This window comes from Pseudomonas sp. MF7453, from assembly GCF_016405455.1.
In the GTDB taxonomy this organism is placed as follows: domain Bacteria; phylum Pseudomonadota; class Gammaproteobacteria; order Pseudomonadales; family Pseudomonadaceae; genus Aquipseudomonas; species Aquipseudomonas paralactis.
This window is the reverse complement of the sequence record NZ_JAEKCN010000001.1, coordinates 90,013-108,623: the sequence shown is the minus strand read 5'-3', so window position 1 is coordinate 108,623 and position 18,611 is coordinate 90,013. Positions and strand designations below refer to the sequence as shown.

The 18,611-nt window shown below is 63.1% G+C and carries 6 protein-coding genes; 2 read left to right on the top strand and 4 right to left on the bottom strand.

Going from position 1 to position 18,611, the window contains the following annotated elements; all coding sequences use genetic code 11:
- Nucleotides 1-152: 152 nt before the first annotated feature.
- Entirely contained in the window at nucleotides 153-13,049 is a 12,897-nt protein-coding gene (locus JFT63_RS00465) for a non-ribosomal peptide synthetase (RefSeq protein ID WP_198843176.1), read from the bottom strand.
- A gap of 52 nt (nucleotides 13,050-13,101) precedes the next feature.
- A complete protein-coding gene (locus tag JFT63_RS00460; RefSeq protein WP_198843175.1) occupies nucleotides 13,102-13,854 on the bottom strand; it encodes a thioesterase II family protein in 753 nt (250 codons plus the stop codon).
- Between the two features lie 300 nt (nucleotides 13,855-14,154).
- Between JFT63_RS00460 and JFT63_RS00455 the strand changes: the two genes are divergently transcribed.
- Entirely contained in the window at nucleotides 14,155-14,706 is a 552-nt protein-coding gene (locus JFT63_RS00455) for an RNA polymerase factor sigma-70 (RefSeq protein WP_005789991.1), read from the top strand.
- A gap of 458 nt (nucleotides 14,707-15,164) precedes the next feature.
- Here JFT63_RS00455 and JFT63_RS00450 read toward each other — a convergent pair whose 3' ends face one another.
- Together JFT63_RS00450 and JFT63_RS00445 are read right to left on the bottom strand one after the other, a co-directional pair.
- Nucleotides 15,165-15,953 (bottom strand): substrate-binding periplasmic protein, encoded by a 789-nt coding sequence (locus JFT63_RS00450; protein ID WP_198843174.1) that lies wholly within the window; start codon nucleotides 15,951-15,953, stop codon nucleotides 15,165-15,167.
- Between the two features lie 92 nt (nucleotides 15,954-16,045).
- Entirely contained in the window at nucleotides 16,046-16,669 is a 624-nt protein-coding gene (locus JFT63_RS00445; RefSeq protein ID WP_057700877.1) for a TetR/AcrR family transcriptional regulator, read from the bottom strand.
- A 153-nt stretch (nucleotides 16,670-16,822) separates the two neighbouring features.
- On the opposite strand from JFT63_RS00445, the gene JFT63_RS00440 reads away from it, so the two are divergent.
- Nucleotides 16,823-18,601, top strand: a complete 1,779-nt coding sequence (locus JFT63_RS00440) for an acyclic terpene utilization AtuA family protein (protein ID WP_057700878.1) — start codon at nucleotides 16,823-16,825, stop codon at nucleotides 18,599-18,601.
- Nucleotides 18,602-18,611 lie beyond the last annotated feature (10 nt).

The following is an 18,611-nucleotide window of genomic DNA, read 5'->3' as shown; positions in this document are numbered from 1 at the left end:
TTCAAGAGAGGTAGATATCCTCGACCAGCCGAGTCCGGCCAAGGCACTCGCTTAAGTGAGTCCTATTTTTTCGCCCTCGCCTACTGTCAGAATTGACAGTTCTCACGGAAAAAACGGTGCTGCCCGACCAACGGGCAGCCCCCATTCATGCCTTAAAGCCCCTCAAGCTCCGCCATCAAATCACTCAACCGATCCACCTTCTCGGCACTGATCTCGTTGGCCGCCAACCCGTCGATATACTCGGCCAGTTCCGCTACCGTGCTGCACTCGAACATCGCCCGCAGCGGCACGTCGCGCTGCAACGTCTTCTGCACCCGCGACGCGATTTGCGTAGCCAGCAGCGAATGCCCACCCAGTTCGAAGAAGTTGTCTTGCACCCCAACCCTTTCAACCTTCAACACCTCGGCCCAAATTCCGGCAAGGGTGGTTTCCAGTTCATTGCGCGGAGCCACAAAGTCCTGGCTGTGTAACTGGCCGATCTCCAGGGCCGGCAGGGCCTTGCGGTCGAGTTTGCCGTTGGCGTTGAGCGGCAGGCGGTCGAGCCATAACCAGTGCAGTGGCACCATGTATTCGGGCAGTTCGGCACGCAGGCGTTGTTTGATGCGGTCCAGGCGCTCGCCAGGGTTCAGCGTTGCATCAGCCGCCACCAGGTAGCCGACCAGATGCTTGCCATTGACGCCCTCCTGCACGCCAACCGCCGCATCACGCAGCTGCGGTTGTTCGTGCAGGCGCGCTTCGATTTCACCCAGCTCGATGCGGTAGCCGCGAATTTTCACTTGGTGGTCGATACGCCCGACATACTCCAGCACAACATCGCTGCGCCGCCGCGCCAGGTCGCCGGTACGGTAAAGCCGCTCGCCAGGTGCGCCAAATGGGTTGGGCACGAATACCTGGGCGGTGCGCAGCGGATCGCTGACATAACCGCGGCCCACACCGGTGCCAGCGACGCACAGTTCACCGACCGCACCCTGGGGCACCAGGTCGAGCGCACCGTCGAGCAGGTACAAACGGTTATTGTCGGTCGGCGTACCAATTGGCAGGTAAGTACCACGTGTCGAGGCCAGGTCGACGCGGAAGAACGCCACATCATCCGAACATTCCGCCGGGCCATACGCGTTAACCAGACCGATCTGCGGATAGCGCAGCAACCACTGGTGCGCCAGCTCCGGCGGCATGGCCTCCCCGGTCGGCAACATCCAGCGCAAGCCGTCGAGGCTGATACGCTCCTGAGCCAACATGCCCTGGATCAGCGACGGCACACTCTCCAGCACCGTGATGCCCTGTGCTTGAACGTGCGCCAGCAACCCTTGCGGATCGTGGGCAATGGCAGGCGGCACGATGTCCACCCGCGCACCAAAAAGCGGTGCGGCGAGGAACTGCCAGACGGAAATATCAAAGCTTTGCGAAGCGGTCTGGGCGATCACATCGGCGTCAGTCAGGTGCAGGTACGGCACCTTGCTCAACTGGTTGTTGAGCATCCCGCGCTGTTCGACCATCACACCCTTGGGCAAACCGGTGGAACCCGAGGTGTAGATCACGTAGGCGAGGTTGTCCGGGCCACTGTAGACACCTGGGTTTTCGCCACGAGCGGGAATGTCTTCCCACACCAGCAACTGGCAATCGACGCCTTCGAGCAACGCGATAGCCTGCTCGCGACACGCCTCGGTGCACACCAGCAACGGCGTGCGGCTCAGGTCGATGATGCGGCTCAGGCGCTGGCCCGGCAGGCCCGGGTCCAGCGGCAGGTAGCCGGCGCCGGCCTTGAAGCTGCCGATGATCATACCGAGCAAATCCAGCCCACGTTCAGCCAACAACGCCACCGGTTGGTCCAGGCCGACACCCGCCGCAATCAGCGCGTGGCCCAGACCATTGCTGCGGCGATTCAGATCCTCATAGCTCCATTGCTGGTCAAGACAACTGGCGGCGATACGCTGCGGATGCTGCGCGACCTGCTCCTCGAACAACTCGATGTAGCTGCGCTCCAACGGGTAGGCATGTGCGCTCTGGTTACAGCCGTCCACGAGGAATTCACGCTCCTGCTCGCCAATCAGCGGCAGCTCGGCCATGTCGCCATGGAAACCCTGCACCAGCGCCAGCAACAGGCGCTTGAACTCGGCGAGCATAACTTGCACGGTGTTTTCGTCGAAGTAACGCTGGTCGTAGGACAGGTGCAAACCGAGGTCATCCCCCGGATAACACACGGCCGTCAGCGGGAAGTTGGTGTGGGTGCGCCCGGAATCCGAGGTGGCATTCAGGCTTTGCGCACGGTCCAGCACCGAGGTTTCCACCGGGGCGTTTTCGAACACGAACAGGCTGTCGAACAGCGGCTGGCCCTTGGGCAATTCGCTGTGTTCCTGAATCGTCACCAGCGGCAGGTATTCGTACTCGCGCAACTGCATATTGCTGTCGAGCAAAGCGCTCAACCACTGGCGCACGCTGCAAGGCTGATCATCCTCGGGCAGTTTCACCCGCAGCGCGATACTGTTGATAAACAGCCCGACGGTGCGTTGCATCTCGGGCATTTCCACCGGGCGCCCGGCCACGGTGACACCGAACAGCACATCGCGATCGCCACTCAAGCGCCGCAGCACCAGTGCCCATGCTGCCTGGGCGAAGGTGTTGACGGTGAGTTGATGCGCCTGGGCCAGTTCGCGCAGTTGCGCACCGTCGCGGGCATCCAGGCGGGTGTAGCAGTCGCCCACCACCATGCCGCCACTGCCACCGGCGTGTTCACGCAGGAAGGGGCGGTCGCTGGGGATCGGCGTGGCGCGTTCGAAGCCTTGCAGGTTTTGCTGCCACCACTGACGCGCTTCATTGAGATCCTGGCGTTGCAGCCAGGCAATGTAGTCGCGGTAGCGCGGCGGCGTCGCCAATTGCGCGTCGCGGCCTTCGCCCAGAGCCATGTAGATATCGAAGAAATCATTCATCAGCAGCGAACGGCACCAGGCATCGATCAGGATGTGGTGGTTGCTCATCATGAACCAGTAGCGTGCCTCACCCACGCGGATCAGGCGCAAGTGGAACGGGGCCTGGTTGAGCAGATCGAAACCGGCTTCGCGCTCGGCCTTGAGCAAGGCTTGCAGGCGCGGTTCCTGCTCGGTCTCGGGGTCGGCGCTCCAGTCCAGGTATTCAATCGGCGTGCTGCCGGGCTTGTGGATCACCTGCAGCATGTCTTCGCCGACGTTCCAGCAGAACGAGGCGCGCAGGGCTTCGTGGCGGGCGATCACCGCTTGCCAGGCATGGGCGAAACGCTCGGGGTCCAGAGCGCTGTTGATGCGGTAACGGTCCTGCATGTAATACAGGCCGGTGCCCGGTTCCAGCAAGGTATGCAGCAGCAGGCCCTCTTGCATCGGGGTCAGCGGGTAGACGTCTTCGATGGCACTCGCTGGAACCGGCAAGGCATCCAGCTGCGTCTGGGTCAGGTGCGCCAGAGGGAAATCGGACGGCGTGAGGCCACCGGCATCCTCCCGCAGGCAATGGGCAATCAGGCTGCGCAGTTCGGCCAGGTAGGCGTCGGCCAGGTTGCCGATGGTGTGCGCATCGTGGCGCTCACGGCTGAAGGTCCAGCGCAGTACCAGTTCACCGCCGTACACCTGGCTGTCGACACTCAGTTCGTTGGGCAGCGGTGCATCCGGATCGTGGGCCAGGCCGGCGGACTCATCCAGCGGGTGGAACAGCGCCTGGGCGCCAAAGCTCTGGTCGAACTGACCGAGGTAGTTGAAGGTGATGTCGGCACCTGGCAATGCCGCCATGCTGCGTTTGCACAGGTCGTCCGCCAGGTAGCGCAGCACGCCGTAACCCAGGCCCTTGTGCGGTACGCCGCGCAGTTGCTCCTTGATCGCCTTGATCGAGGCGCCCTGCTCGGCCAGCGGGGTCAGACGCAACGGGTAGGCACTGGTGAACCAACCGACACTGCGCGTCAGGTCGATCTCATCGAACAGCGTTTCGCGGCCGTGGCCTTCCAGTTGAATCAACGCCGAGTCGTGGCCGCTCCAGCGGCACAGCACGCGGGCCAGGGCCGTCAGCAGCAGGTCGTTGACCTGGGTGCGATAGGCGCTCGGCGCTTGCTGCAACAGTTGGCGGGTGGCCTCTGCCTCCAGGCGCACGCTGACCGTCTCGGCATCACGATTGCGCAGGCTGCCCTGCGCACGCGCCACCGGCAGTGGCACTACCGGGCCGGCCAACTGGTCCTGCCACAGGCTTAACTCTTCGCGCAGGGATTCACTGCCGGCGTACGCCTGCAAACGTGCAGCCCAATCGCGCAACGCGCTGGTCTTGGCCGGCAGGCTGACAGACTGGCCGTCACTGAGTTGGCGATAAACGTTTTGCAAATCCTCCAGCACTACGCGCCACGACACGCCATCGACCACCAGGTGATGGATCGCGATCAGCAAGCGCTGTTGGCCTTGCGGCCCGTCCACCAGCAACGCACGCAACAGCGGCCCGTGCTCAAGGTCGAGGCTACGCTGGGTGTCGGTGAACAGCGCGGTGCAGTGCTCCATGTCGCGTACCTGCGCTTGCATCAGCACACCGCCTTGCGGTACGGCCAGGTGTTCGGCATGCCACTGTGCATCGCGCCGGGTGAAGCTCAGGCGCAGCGCGTCGTGATGTTCCAGCACCGCCAGCAACGCCTGCTCCAGGCGATGGGGGTCGAGCAATTGCAATGGCTTGAGTACCAACGCCTGGTTCCAGTGCTGGCGCGCCGCAATATCGGTGTCGAAGAACCAATGCTGGATCGGCGTAAGCCCCGAGCTGCCGGTCAATACACCCTGCTCGGCGGTGACTTGCTGTGAGCGGGTGGCGACGGCGGCCAGGGTTTGCACGGTCTGGTGCTGGAACAGGTCACGGGGGCTGAAATGGATCCCGGCCTGGCGCGCACGACTGACCACCTGGATCGACAGGATCGAGTCACCGCCCAGTTCAAAGAAGTTATCGTCGAGGCCCACTTGCTGCACATTCAACACCGCGCACCAGATGGCGGCCAGGCTGTGTTCAAGCGCGTTGCGTGGCGCCACGTACTGTTGGCGATTGGCGTGCGGATCCGGCTCGGGCAAGGCGCGGCGGTCGAGTTTGCCGTTGGCGGTCAGCGGCATACTGTCCAGCACAATCAGATGCGCAGGCACCATGTAGTCCGGCAGTTGCGCCTTGAGGTGCGCCTTCAGCGCCTCGCGCAAGGCACCAGGCTCGGCATCGCTGACCAGGTACGCCACCAGCTGCTTGCCGCTCGGTGCATCCAGGGCCAGCACTACCGCTTCGCGCACGGCGGCATGTTCGAGCAAGCGCGTTTCAATCTCGCCCAACTCGATTCGGAAACCGCGAATCTTCACCTGATGGTCGATACGCCCCAGGTATTCCACCAGGCCATCGGCGCGTTGGCGCACCAGATCGCCAGTGCGGTACAGGCGCCCGCCATTGGCGGCAAACGGGTCGGCGACAAACCGCTCCGCCGTCATCCCTGGCCGGCGGTGATAACCCTGAGCCAGACCGGCACCGCCGATATACAACTCACCGCTTGCACCCTGGGGCACCAGCGCGAGGTCGGCGTCGAGAATATACGCCACGCGCGCACCGATGATGCTGCCAATCGGCACGCTGCCGGCGCCCTCCTCCAACTGCTGCGGCGCCAGGCTGGCCAGCGGCATCACCACGGTCTCGGTGGGGCCGTAAGCGTTGAAGAACACTTCGGGGGTGAACGCCGCACGAATGCGTTGCAGGTGTTCGCCGGTCAAGGCTTCGCCACCGGTGATGCACATGCGCACCGGCAAGGTCTGCTGCCGGGTCGCCAGCCACTGCGCGAGCTGGCTGCCATAGCTGGGGGTAAAGCCCAGAACATTGACGCGATGGGTACGAATCAGCTCACAGATTTCTTCGGCATCCCACTGGCCCTGGGCGCGCAATACCACCTGGGCACCGCTAAGCAGCGGTACCAGCAAACGCTCGGTGGCGGCGTCGAAGTTGATCGAATAAAAGTGCAACTCGCAGTCATCGGCGCGCATACCGAACCGCTCGATCACCGCCTGGCAATGCATGGCAATTTCACCGTGGGACACCACCACGCCTTTGGGCTTGCCGGTGGAGCCGGAGGTGTAGATCAGGTACGCCTGGTGTTGCGCCAGACTGGCAAACGGCAGCGCATCGGCAGGGTAATTCTCCAGCACCGGCAGGTCATCCTCCAGGCACCAGCACGCCACGGTCGCCGGCAATTCACCGAGGGCTTCGAACATTGCCGCATCGCTGAGCAGCAGACCGATGTCGCTGTCCTCGATCATGTAGTGCAGGCGGTCCAGCGGGTATTCCGGGTCCAGCGGCACGTAGGCGCCACCGGCCTTGAGGATCGCCAGCAGGCCGATGACCATTTCCAGCGAACGCGGCAGTGCCAGGCCGACACGTACCTGCGGGCCCACCCCGCGCTCGCGCAGCATCCAGGCCAGGCGGTTGGCGCGCGCGTCCAGTTCAGCATAGGTGAGCGTCACACCGGCAAAGGTCAGCGCTGGGGCATCGGCACGCTGGCTGGCCTGCTGGCTGAACAGCTGATGGATGCACTGATCGAGGCGATGCTCGCCCTTCTCAACCCCGAGGCTGTCCTGCAATGCGCGCTGTTCATCTGCGCTCAGCAACGGTAATTCACTGAGGCGCTGCTGCGGGTTGGCGATCAAGGCTTGCAACAGGTTGCGCCAATGCTCGGCCATGCGCGCAATGCGCGGTTCATCGAACAGATCGGTGCTGTAGGTCAGGCAGCAACCCAGGCGATGGTCGAGGTCGGTGACTTCCAGGTTGAGGTCGAACTTGGTCGCCCGTGCATCGTTGGCCAGGTATTCGACGGTCATGCCCGCCAATTGGCGGCTCTGCTGGAATTCCCAGCGCTGCACGTTGCACATCACTTGGAACAGCGGGTTGTACGCGGCGCTTCGCGCAGGTTGCAGGGCTTCCACCAGATGATCGAACGGCAGGTCCTGGTGAGACTGGCCCTCGATCACCGTATGGCGGACTTGCTCGAACAGCTGGGCGACACTCATCTGCCCATCGAGCTGGCAGCGCAGCACCTGGGTGTTGAGGAACGCGCCAATCAGCCCTTCGCTTTCCGGGCGAATGCGGTTGGCGACCGGCGCGCCGATGCGCAGGTCGGTCTGGCCGCTGTAGCGGTAGAGCAACACGGCCAGGGTGGCGGTCATGGTCATGAACAGCGTGAGGCCGCGCTCGGCATTGAACGCCCGTACACGCGCCGCTAATTCATCGCTCAAATCGAAGCGATACAGCTCGCCCTGGTGGCTTTGCACCGCAGGCCGCGGGCGATCGCCGGGCAGCTCCAGCAGCGGGTGTTCGGTGCCCAGTTGCGCGGTCCAGTAATCCAGCTGACGTTGACGTTCGCCGGCTTCCAGCCACTGGCGTTGCCACACGCTGTAGTCGAGGTACTGCACCGGCAACGGCGCCAGCGGTGAGTCGCGCTCGTCGATAAAGGCTTCGTACAAGGCGCTGAGTTCACGGGCAAAGATGTCCATGGCCCAGCCTTCGGTGACGATATGGTGCAGGGTCAGCACCAGGTAGTGTTCCTGCTCGCCGGCCTTGACCAGGCAGGCGCGTAACAACGGACCGGTTTCCAGGTTGAATGGCGTGTGCGCCTCGACATCCGCCAGTTGTTGCAAACGCTGCTGGCGCTCGGCCTCGCTCAACCCCGAGAAGTCCTGCCAGTCCATGCGCAGGCCGGTTTGTGGCGAGACTTTTTGGCAGGCCACGCCATCGACGCTGGGGAAGGTGGTGCGCAGGGTTTCATGACGCATGATCAGGGCCTGCAGGGCCGCTTCAAAACGCCCCACATCCAGCACGCCGCGCAGGCGTGCCATACCGCCGACGTTATAGGCTGGGCTGTCCGGCTCCATCTGCCAGAGGAACCACATGCGCTGCTGGGAATAGGACAACGGCACAGGTGCGCTGCGATCGACTTTGGCAATTGCGCTTTGTTGGTTACGTTGCCCCGCCGCCTGGATCAGCCCGACCTGTTCGGCAAAGGCGCCCAATTCACTGGCTTCGAACAGGGTGCGCAGCGGCAGCTCGACGTCACACGCCTGACGGGTGCGAGAGATGATCTGCGTGGCCAGCAACGAGTGCCCGCCCAAGGCGAAGAAGTCATCACGCAGGCCGATGCGCGGCAGGCCCAGGACCTCGCGCCAGATCGCGGCGATTTGCAGCTGCAAAGGGGTACTGGGCTCAACGTGTTCGCGGGTTTGCCAGACCGGCTCGGGCAAGGCGCGGCGGTCGAGCTTGCCGCTGGGGCTCAGGGGCATGGCGTCCAGGCGCATCAGCAGCGCGGGCACCATGTACTCCGGCAACTCGGCGGCCAGTGCGGTTTTGACCTGTTGTTCATCCAGTTGGGTGCGGGCGGTGTAGTAGCCGATCAACTGCGCGTCGCGCACCAGCACCACGGCTTGGGCGACGCCCTTGATGGCCAGCAGGCGCGCTTCGATTTCTTCCGGCTCCACACGGAACCCACGCAGCTTGACCTGCTGATCCAGGCGCCCGAGGTATTCGAGCACACCGTCGGCGCTCCAGCGCACCCGGTCACCGGTGCGGTACAGGCGTGCGCCCGCCTCGCCCAACGGGTCGGCAACAAAGCGCTCGGCCGTCAGCCCGGCACGGCCAAGGTAACCACGCGCCAGGCCGATGCCGCCGATGCACAACTCGCCCGGCACACCGGCCGGCAGCGGGTTGAGCTGCTCGTCGAGCACGCGACAGATCACATTGCCCAATGGCCGACCAATCGGCGAGCGCTCGCCATCGGCGGCGGTGCAGTGCCAATGGGTGACGTTGATCGCAGTTTCGGTCGGGCCATAACGGTTGTGCAATTGCACCGCCGGCAACTGCGCCAACACGCGGTTGCGCAACTCGGCGGGCAAGGCTTCGCCGCCGGAGAAGACACGACGCAGGCTGGTGCACTCGGCTGCCAGCGGTTCGTCGATAAACAGCTGTAACAACGGCGGCACGAAGTGCAGCGTGGTCACCCCATGCTCCTGCACCAACCGCGCGATGCGATGCGGGTCGCGATGTTCACCCGGCCCCGCGAGCACCAGGCGGCAACCGGTGATCAGCGGCCAGAAACACTCCCACACCGACACGTCGAAACTGATCGGCGCCTTTTGCAGCAGCACATCGGTTTGATTCAATTGATAGGTGGCCTGCATCCACTGCAAACGCTCGGCCAGCGCGCCATGGGTGTTGCCCACGCCCTTGGGTTGGCCGGTGGAGCCGGAGGTGTAGATCACATAAGCGAGGTTATCGCCGTGCAGGTGCAGGCCTGGCGCCTGGGTCGGCCAGCTGTCCAGGTGCAGACTGTCCATGGCAATCACGCACACGCCTTCGGCCGTCGGCAACTGCTCCAGCAACGCGGTTTGAGTCAGCAGCAGGTGCACGCCACTGTCCTTGAGCATGTAGGCCAGGCGCTCGGCGGGATAATCCGGGTCAAGCGGCACGTAAGCGCCACCGGCCTTGATGATCGCCAACAGGCCGATCAGCAGTTGCGGCGATCGCTCGGCGGCGATGGCCACGCACACGTCCGGGCCGACGCCTTTGTCGCGCAGGTAATGGGCCAGGCGATTGGCCTGGGTATGCAGTTGGGCGAAGGTCAGGCTGCCGTGCTGCCAGACCAGGGCGGTGGCGTCCGACGTCTGTTGGCTGAGCAGCTCGGGCAACCATTGCCGGGCCGGCTCGCAGGGCGCTTCGCCCCAGGGTTGTTGCTGGCCGGGCGGCATCAACGGCAGGTCACCGATGGCCTGTTGCGGTTGCTGGCAGACCGCTTGCAACACGCTGACGTAGTGCTCGGCCAGACGCTGAATAGTCGCGCTGTCGAACAGCTCATCGGCGTAGTCGAACGACAGGCTCAAGCGCCCGTTGCGGTCTTCTTCGCTATGCAGTTGCAGGTCGAACTTGGCTTGGCGGCTATGCCATGGCAGTTCATCGGCGAGCAGGCCCGGCAAGCGGCGCAAGGCACTCAGGTCACGTTGCTGATGGTTGAACATCACCTGGAACAGGCCTTGTTCACGGGCCTGTGGGAAGGCTTCCAGCAGTTGTTCGAAAGGCAAGTCCTGATGGGCCTGGGCCCCCAACGCACTGTGGCGAGTGGCTGCCAGCAACTGGTCGAACGGCAGTCGCCCGTCCAGCTCGGCACGCAGCACCAGGGTGTTGATAAAGAACCCGATCAGGCCCTGGGTTTCCTGGCGCGGGCGGTTGGCAGTGGGCACGCCGATGCGGATATCACGCTGACCACTGTAGCGATAGAGCAAAGTCTGGAACGCCGCCAGCAACAGCATGAACGGGGTCGATTCATGGGCCTGGGCGGTTTGGCGAATCGCGGCGCTGAGGCGTGTATCCAGACGCAGGCTGTGGCGCGAGGCACTGTGCCGATGCTGGGCGGAACGCGGATGATCGCTGGCCAGATTGAGGGCCGGATGCTCCTCACCCAACTGCGCCTTCCAGTACGCCAGCTGACGCGAGCCTTCGCCTTCGGCCAGCCATTGGCGCTGCCAGCTGCCGTAGTCGGCGTATTGCAGGGCCAGCGGCGGCAGCTCAAGCGGCTGGCCCTGAACGGCAGCGGCGTACAGGCGCGAGAACTCGTCGATCAGGATATTCAGCGACCAACCATCGGCGATGATGTGGTGCAACGTCACCAGCAGCTGGTGATCTTCATCGTCCAGACGCACCAGGGTGACCCGCAGCAGCGGGCCTTTCTCCAGATCGAATTGGGTATGCGCTTGATCTTCGCGAATCTGCTGCGCACGCACTTCGCGCTCGGCGTGAGGCAAGTCGCTGAGGTCGATGACGTGCAGTGCAAAATCCACCTGCGGCTCGACACGCTGAAAGCCCTGGCCCTCGCGCTCGTAAAAGCGTGTGCGCAGGGCTTCGTGGCGCTGGATCAATTGCTGGAAGCTTGCGCGCAAGGCCTCTTCATCCAGCTCGCCGCGCAGGTGTAAAGCGCCGGGGATGGTGTAGGCGCTGCTGTATGGGTCCAGTTGCCAGGTGATCCAGAGGCGGTTCTGTGCCAGCGACTGAGGCAGGTCTTCCTGGCGCGACAACGCCTGGATTGCACCCTGGGCAACACCACCGTCCTGCTGCAATTGCGCCACGCCCGCCGCAAAGGCCGAGAGTGTCGGCGCTTCGAACAGCAGGCGCAGGTTCAGTTCCAGGCCCAGGGTTTCGCGCAGGCGGGCGACCACTTGGGTGGCGCTGATGGAGTTACCGCCGAGCAGGAAGAAATGATCGTCGGCGGCCACGTTGGGCAGTTGCAGTTGCTCGCACCAGATCGCCGCGATTTGTTGTTGCACCTCGCACGCCAGCGCCGCCCCGCTCGCTGCCTCCTGTACTCCCGGGAACTGCGCGTAGCTGTCGAGGCTGCCATCGGCATGGCGAAGTGCGCAGGCTGCACGCTGTACCTTGCCGCTGGACGTCTTCGGCAGCGCACCGGGGTTAAGCAGCACTACCACGCTCGGGGCTTGTTGGCAGGACTCGGCCACGGCCTGGCGGATCGCCTTGATCAGCGCTTCTGGCGGCAGGATTTTCTGTACGCTGCGGCTGATTTCTGCAGCGATGCCAATGCCTTCCAGGCCCTGATCATTCACGGCAAACGCAGCGACGCGACCTTTGCGCACCACCTCCACTTCGCGCTCGATGGTTTGCTCAATATCCTGGGGGTAGAGGTTGTGACCGCGCACGATCAGCAGGTCTTTGAGGCGACCGGTGATGTACACCTCGCCGTTGCGGATGAAACCCAAGTCACCGGTGCGCAGCCAGGTGCGGCCGGCGTGTTGGACAAAGGTTTTGGCGCTGGCTTCGGGGTTGCGCCAGTAGCCGTGGGCGATGCTCGGGCCCGTGGCCCAGAGTTCACCGACGCAGTTGTCGGCAAGCTCGGTGAGGGTATGGGGGTCGGCGATCAGTACGGCGTGGTCCGGCTGGCTGGTGCCGCAACTCATGATCGCAGTGCCCTGCCCCGGTTCGGCACGGTTGGCGGCCAGCGCTTGCTCGTCCACGCGCATGGCGGGAATGCCGCATCCACGGGTGCCACCGGCAACAAACAGGGTCGCTTCGGCCAGGCCGTAGGAGGCGAAGAAGTTGTTCGGGGTGAAACCGCAGGCGGCGAATTTTTCTGCGAAGCGCTCCAGGGTGTCGAGGCGAATCGGCTCGGAACCGGAATAGGCCACGCGCCAGCGGCTCAAATCCAGACGTTCAAGGGCCGACTCACTGACCCGCTCGCTGCACAGACGGTAGGCGAAATCCGGGCCGCCGCTGATGGTGCCACCGTATTCGCTGATCGCTTCCAGCCAACGCAACGGCCGGCCGAGAAAATAGGCTGGCGACATCAACACACAGGGCACACCGCTGAAAATCGGTTGCAGCAGGCCTCCGATCAGGCCCATGTCGTGGTACAGCGGCAGCCAGCTGACGATCACGTCATCGGGGTTGAGGTCGATGCCGAAGCCTCGGCGGATCAGCACTTCATTGGCCACCAGGTTGCCGTGACTGACTTGCACGCCCTTGGGCAAGGCGGTGGAGCCCGAGGTGTATTGCAGGAAGGCGATGTCGTCTGCTTGCAGCTCAGATTCCACCCAGTGCTCGGCCTGCTGTGCATCCAGGGTGTCCACGCTCAATACCGGCGGCGCATTTTCAATCTGCGCAAGGTCCTCGCTGAGGCTGGCGATTGTCAGCAACAGGCGCGGTTCGGCATCGCTGATGATCGATAGCAGGCGCTCCTGATGATGGCGGCGCGTGGACTCCGGCGGATAAGCCGGCACCGCGATCACCCCGGCGTACAGGCACCCAAAGAACGCCGCGACGTAGTCCGGGCCGCTGGGAAACAGCAGCACCGCCCGTTCACCCTGACCGGCTTTGGCTTGCAAGGCGGCGGCGATGGTGCGGGCGCGTTGGTCCAGGTCGCGGTAGCTGAGTACCACGCTGTGCTCGGCGCTTTCGGCAAGGAAGCGCAGCGCGACCTGATCCGGTGTCTGCGCGGCGCGGCGTTGAAGGGACTGGACCAAAGTGCGGGGGAGTTCGAAGGCGTCCATCATGGGGGTTCCTGCCTGAAATCGGCTTACGGGAAATTCGGGAAGTCGGTGAGGTTCAGCCGGCGGCGAGTTGCCGCGCCGCGCCGATGCGCCAGCGCGTCAGGTGCTCGTCGGCATAGCGTCGCAGGCAACGCAATACGGCGCTTTCGTGCTGTACGAGAAAGAAGTGGTGGCCGTCGAACATGTCCAGAGAAAAACCGCTGGCGGCGTCGAGTTGCCAGTCGAGCAACTGGTCGGCGCGCACGCTGTCCTGCTTGCCGCCAAACACATGAATCGGCAGGCCAAGCGGCTCGCGCTCGCCGTAGATGAAGCTGCCGCACAGCAGGAAGTCGGCGCGCAGGATCGGCAACATCAACTGCATCAACTCGGGGTTGGCCAGGGCTTCCTCGGCAGTGCCCTGCAATTCGCGCAGGCGGGCGATGAGTTGGGCATCGGTCTTTTCGATGGCGTATTCACTGACATCGCGCCGCGCCGGGCCAGCCGTGCCTGAAGCGAATAACGCCAGCGGCGCAGGCACATTGCGCGCGCTCAAGGCATGGGCCAACTCGAATGCCAACAGCCCACCCAGGCTGTGACCGAACAAGACATAAGGGCCGTTGAGGTCACGGCTGATTTCCTCCGCCAGTTGCGCCGCCAGTGCCTTGATATTGCGCTGCAACGGCTCGTCCATGCGCCTGCCGCGCCCGGGTAATTCCAGCGGGCATACCTGCAACCAATCCGGCAGAACGCGGCGCCAGCGTGCATAGACCGAGGCGCTGGCGCCTGAGTGGGGCAGGCAAAACAGACGCAGCCGGGTGGGCGTATTCATCACGCAAGCGCTCCAAACTGACACATGCCCAATGCACGATAAAAACCCATCTGGTCCTCCTGCGGGTGCTGATCCTTGGCCGTTTGTTAACAAGCCTGTCACCCAGAAGAACGGACGGCCCCGGCAAATAATTAGTCGCAGCCGGCGAGCGAGACGTGGTTCACACCTTCCACAAAGGCATAAGATTAGTTCGCCTTCTCATTTGACAATCATTATCATTCAGCATAATTTGTTGCCCGATGTGTAGGAGGCCTCAGCAAGGATGCCCTCCCCAAACCTATTAGCAGCAAGGTGATTTCCATGACGGAACAAGTATCCACAGGCAGGTGCGATTCACCCCTTCTCCAGGCATTCGTAGACAATCGACTGATACTGGTGAAGATCGCCGCACGCATTACTGGGTGCCGCTCCCGTGCCGAAGACGTAGTGCAGGACGCCTACTTCCGTTTGCAGTCGGCACCGACGATCACTTCATCGTTCAAGGCCCAGCTGAGCTACCTGTTCCAGATCGTGCGCAACCTGGCGATCGATCACTACCGCAAGCAAGCGCTGGAGCTCAAATACTCGGGCACAGAAGAGGAAGGCTTGAATGTGGTTATTCACGGCGCTTCACCGGAAACCTCCCACATCAACTTCAACACCCTGGAAAACATCGCCGACGCCCTGACAGAACTGCCCCAGCGCACCCGCTATGCGTTCGAGATGTATCGCCTGCATGGCGTGCCGCAGAAAGACATTGCCAAGGAATTGGGGGTTTCGCCGACGCTGGTGAACTTCATGATTCGCGATGCACTCGTGCATTGCCGCAAAGTGTCGGGCAGCCATAGCGATACGTTTGCGCGCAGGGTTTGAACGCGGCATAAACATATAGTGTGGAAAGAGCGGCGCGGGTATCGGTAACCACGATGCGAAGCGAGCCGCTCTTGCTCTTGATCTGCTTTTGATCTTGATCTTAGGCGCCCCGTCAAACCACGCTGGCCGTAATCCGCCATGGATTTGGGGGGTAAACCGGCAAGGATGCCGGTTTAGCCGCCCCGCGCCATGGATGGCGCGTGGCGGCGGCCCCCCAAATCCATGGCGGATTACGGGCACACCGAGCCTAAGCGAGGTGCCGAGTGGTGGGGCAAGAGCCCTTTTGGTTACTTTTGGGGCTCTTTTCCAAAAGTGACCCGCTGTAAAAGCGGAACCAATATCAGCCGTGACCCAAATAACGGATATGCACTCGATCAAAGTCCAGCATCCTGGCCGGCCCTGAGCCCGCCATCGGGAGCAAGGTCCCGCGGCCCATCAAAAACTTGTGCAAATCCCCCTCAGGGCACCGGCGTCAGATCAATGCGATACGGCTCGAAAATCTTCAGCATCTGCCCATTGTCCCTCAATCCCTTGAGCAATGCGGCAAACGCCTCTGCCGTGATCGGCGCCCTGGGCCGCAGCAACGCGTAATGGTGATACACCTGGTCGACGCGCTCGGACACCAGAAATTGCCCGGCCATGTCCGCGTTGCGCACCATAAAATCACTCAAGTACGAACGCGTCACCAGGGCAATATCGGCCCGCCCACGCGCAACCATCAGCAGGTTGCTGTCATGGGAATAGGTCAAGGTGGCATTGAAGTGCTGGGCCATGTTCTTGGGGTCGGGGTTGAAGCCCGCGAAGGCGTAGTGATAGCCGCTGAAGACTGCCAGACGCTTGCCGGCAAGGTCGGAAAAATAGCTTTCGTCGCGCCCGGGCTGACGTTGGGCGACGAAGATTTCTGCATCTTCCAGGCCCATGTCGACGCTGGTATGGGCAATCTCCCGCCAGCCCCAGGACGGATTTTCGAAAATAGCCATGTCGACCCGGCCTTGCTCGAAATCGCGGAAACGCCGTGGGATAGACGTGGGCACCAATACAAACTGGTAGTCGGTTTGCGCAGCGTTCAGGGCCTCGATCAATTGCGGCAGCAGACCGGTGTCGGCTCCCTGCTCAGGCCTAACGGTGTAGGGCGGAAAATGCGCCGCGCCGACCCTCACCAACTGCGCAGCCTGCGCCTGCGTCCACACGGCGGTGCCCAGTGCCCAAAGAGTCAGTCCTGCAGCCAGCCGCCATGGCAAAAACATTGAGGCACACACCGTTGAATAGATTGATGGCGCTAAGCTAGGCGTTTTTAACGGGGGAGACAACGTTCGCCCTCAAATTAATAGCGCGCGCCTCAGTCAGCCTTTAACACCATCAGCAGCGCCTCTTCGGCCAATTCTTCAAGGGTCAGGCTGCCCTGGGTACGGAACCAGGTGGTGGTCCAGGACAACGCGCCCGTCAGGAAACGCCGAGTGATAAACACATCACCGCGGATATAGCCGGCGGCCTTGGCCTCACCCAATACCTGCAACCAGATATCTTCATAAACGTCGCGCAAGGCCAGCACCTGAGCCTGACCTTCGGCCGACAGCGAGCGCCATTCGTAGACCAGCACCGCCATGGCCTCACCACTGCCCCCCATGATCGACTGCAACTCGCAGCGAATCAGCGCCAGCACACGCTCGCGCACCGTGCTCGCCTCCTCCAGGGCAGCGCGCATCATCGCGGTGTTGTAGTGAATGGTTTCTTCCATCACCGCCCGCAGGATCTCGTCCTTGCTTTTGAAGTGATGAAAGATGCTGCCCGACTGGATGCCCACAGCGCTGGCGAGGTCGCGCACGGTGGTGCGCTCAAAACCCTTGTTGCGAAACAGGTGAGCCGCAGTTTGCAGCAATTTGCCGCGGGCGCTCTCAGGGTCGGTCAATCGGCCACCGTCGACCATGGCGCGCATCACCCCCAGGGCTTTGTGCTCATCCATGCTGCTCTCCTTTACTTGTGCTGACGTCTTGGGCGGCAATTTAGGCCGTGGCCGTCACCCAAGCAAGCGCTTGGGTAAAACTTGTGCGCATAGTTTACAAACCAAGCGCTTGCTTGGTAGTCTCGACGCCAGCCCCTGGAGGAAGGATTTCTCATGAGCAAGACGGTTCGTATCGGCTGCGCCAGCGCCTTTTGGGGCGATACCTGCACGGCGGCCGCTCAGTTGGTGCACGGCGGCGCTCTGGATTACCTGGTGTTCGACTACCTGGCGGAAGTCACCATGTCGATCCTTGCCGGCGCACGCATGAAAGACCCCAAGGCCGGTTACGCCACGGACTTTGTCGAGGTCCTCACGCCCTTGCTGGCGGATATCCAGCGCCAGGGCATCCGCGTAATCAGCAATGCCGGCGGCATCAACCCTCAGGCCTGCGCCGCCGCCCTGCAAACGGCCTGCGACCAGGCCGGCATCGCCCTGAAAATCGCGGTATTGCTCGGCGATGATCTGCAACCCCAACTCAAACACCTGCCCAACATCACCGACATGTTCAACGGCGCCCCGCTGCCCCCCATGTGCGTGTCCGCCAATGCCTACCTCGGCGCGCCGGGCATTGCCCAGGCCCTGGGGCTCGGCGCCGACATCGTCATCACCGGCCGGGTGGTCGACAGCGCGGTGGTCAGCGCAGCGCTGGTGCATGAATTCAACTGGTCATGGCAAGACTACGATCACCTGGCCCAGGCCGCCCTGGCCGGGCATATCATCGAATGCGGTGCCCAGTGCACCGGCGGCAACTTCACCGATTGGCGCGACGTACCGGACTACGAGCACATCGGCTTCCCCATCGTCGAAGTCAGCGCCGACGGCCAGTTTACTGTCAACAAAGTCGCAGACAGCGGCGGCCTGATCAGTGAACTCAGCGTCGCCGAGCAGTTGCTGTATGAAATCGGTGATCCGCGCGCCTACCTGCTGCCGGATGTGATCTGCGATTTCAGCCAGGTCAAATTGCAGCAGCAAGGCAAGCATTGTGTGCGGGTGCACGGCGCCAAGGGGCTGCCCCCCACCGACCAGTACAAAGTCAGCGCCACCTACCCTGATGGCTTCCGCTGCACCGCCAGTTGCCTGCTCGCCGGGATCGATGCGGTGGCCAAGGCCGAACGGGTCAGCCAGGCGCTCATCAACAAGACCGCGCAGCTGTTCGACCAGCGCGGTTGGGCGCCCTACACCGACGTCAATGTCGAACTGCTGGGCAGCGAAGCCACCTACGGCGCCCATGCCCGGCGTGAGGATTGCCGCGAAGTGGTGATGAAACTGGCCGTGCGGCACCCGAGCAAACAGGCCCTGGTACTGTTCGCCCGCGAGATCGCGCAAGCAGCCACCGGCATGGCGCCCGGGCTCACCGGCATCGTCGGCGGGCGGCCTGCGGTCTACCCGTTGATTCGGCTGTTTTCATTCCTGATCGACAAGGCGGCCTGTGCAGTGAGCATCGATTATCAAGGCCAACGCCACGCCGTCGAGCTGCCTGCCGCGCTCCCCATACGCACACCCGCTGCCCCCATCGAACCGCCCAAACCACAGGGCCGCGCCGATGCCAGTGTGCCCCTGGTGAAACTCGCCGTGGCGCGCTCCGGAGACAAGGGCAACCACAGCAATATCGGCGTGATCGCCCGCCACCCTGACTACCTGCCATGGATCGCCGAAACGCTGACCCGGGAGGTGATCGTCGACTGGATGGACCACGTGCTCGACCCGATCCATGGCCGCGTCGAGCGCTGGTACTTGCCCGGCAGCCACAGCCTGAATTTCCTGCTGGAAAACGCCCTGGGCGGCGGCGGTATCGCCAGCCTGCGCAGCGACCCGCAAGGCAAAGCCTTCGCTCAGCAACTGCTGGAAATCCCCATCGCCGTGCCGCAACACATTGCCGACCAACTCACCTAAAGGACCGTCG

What these genes read in the sequence shown, in the direction of transcription:
- JFT63_RS00465 (WP_198843176.1), bottom strand. Translation starts at nt 13,049, where the DNA reads ATGATGGACGCCTTCGAACTCCCCCGCACTTTGGTCCAGTCCCTTCAA.
- JFT63_RS00460 (WP_198843175.1), bottom strand. Translation starts at nt 13,854, where the DNA reads ATGAATACGCCCACCCGGCTGCGTCTGTTTTGCCTGCCCCACTCAGGC.
- JFT63_RS00455 (WP_005789991.1), top strand. Translation starts at nt 14,155, where the DNA reads ATGACGGAACAAGTATCCACAGGCAGGTGCGATTCACCCCTTCTCCAG.
- JFT63_RS00450 (WP_198843174.1), bottom strand. Translation starts at nt 15,953, where the DNA reads ATGTTTTTGCCATGGCGGCTGGCTGCAGGACTGACTCTTTGGGCACTG.
- JFT63_RS00445 (WP_057700877.1), bottom strand. Translation starts at nt 16,669, where the DNA reads ATGGATGAGCACAAAGCCCTGGGGGTGATGCGCGCCATGGTCGACGGT.
- JFT63_RS00440 (WP_057700878.1), top strand. Translation starts at nt 16,823, where the DNA reads ATGAGCAAGACGGTTCGTATCGGCTGCGCCAGCGCCTTTTGGGGCGAT.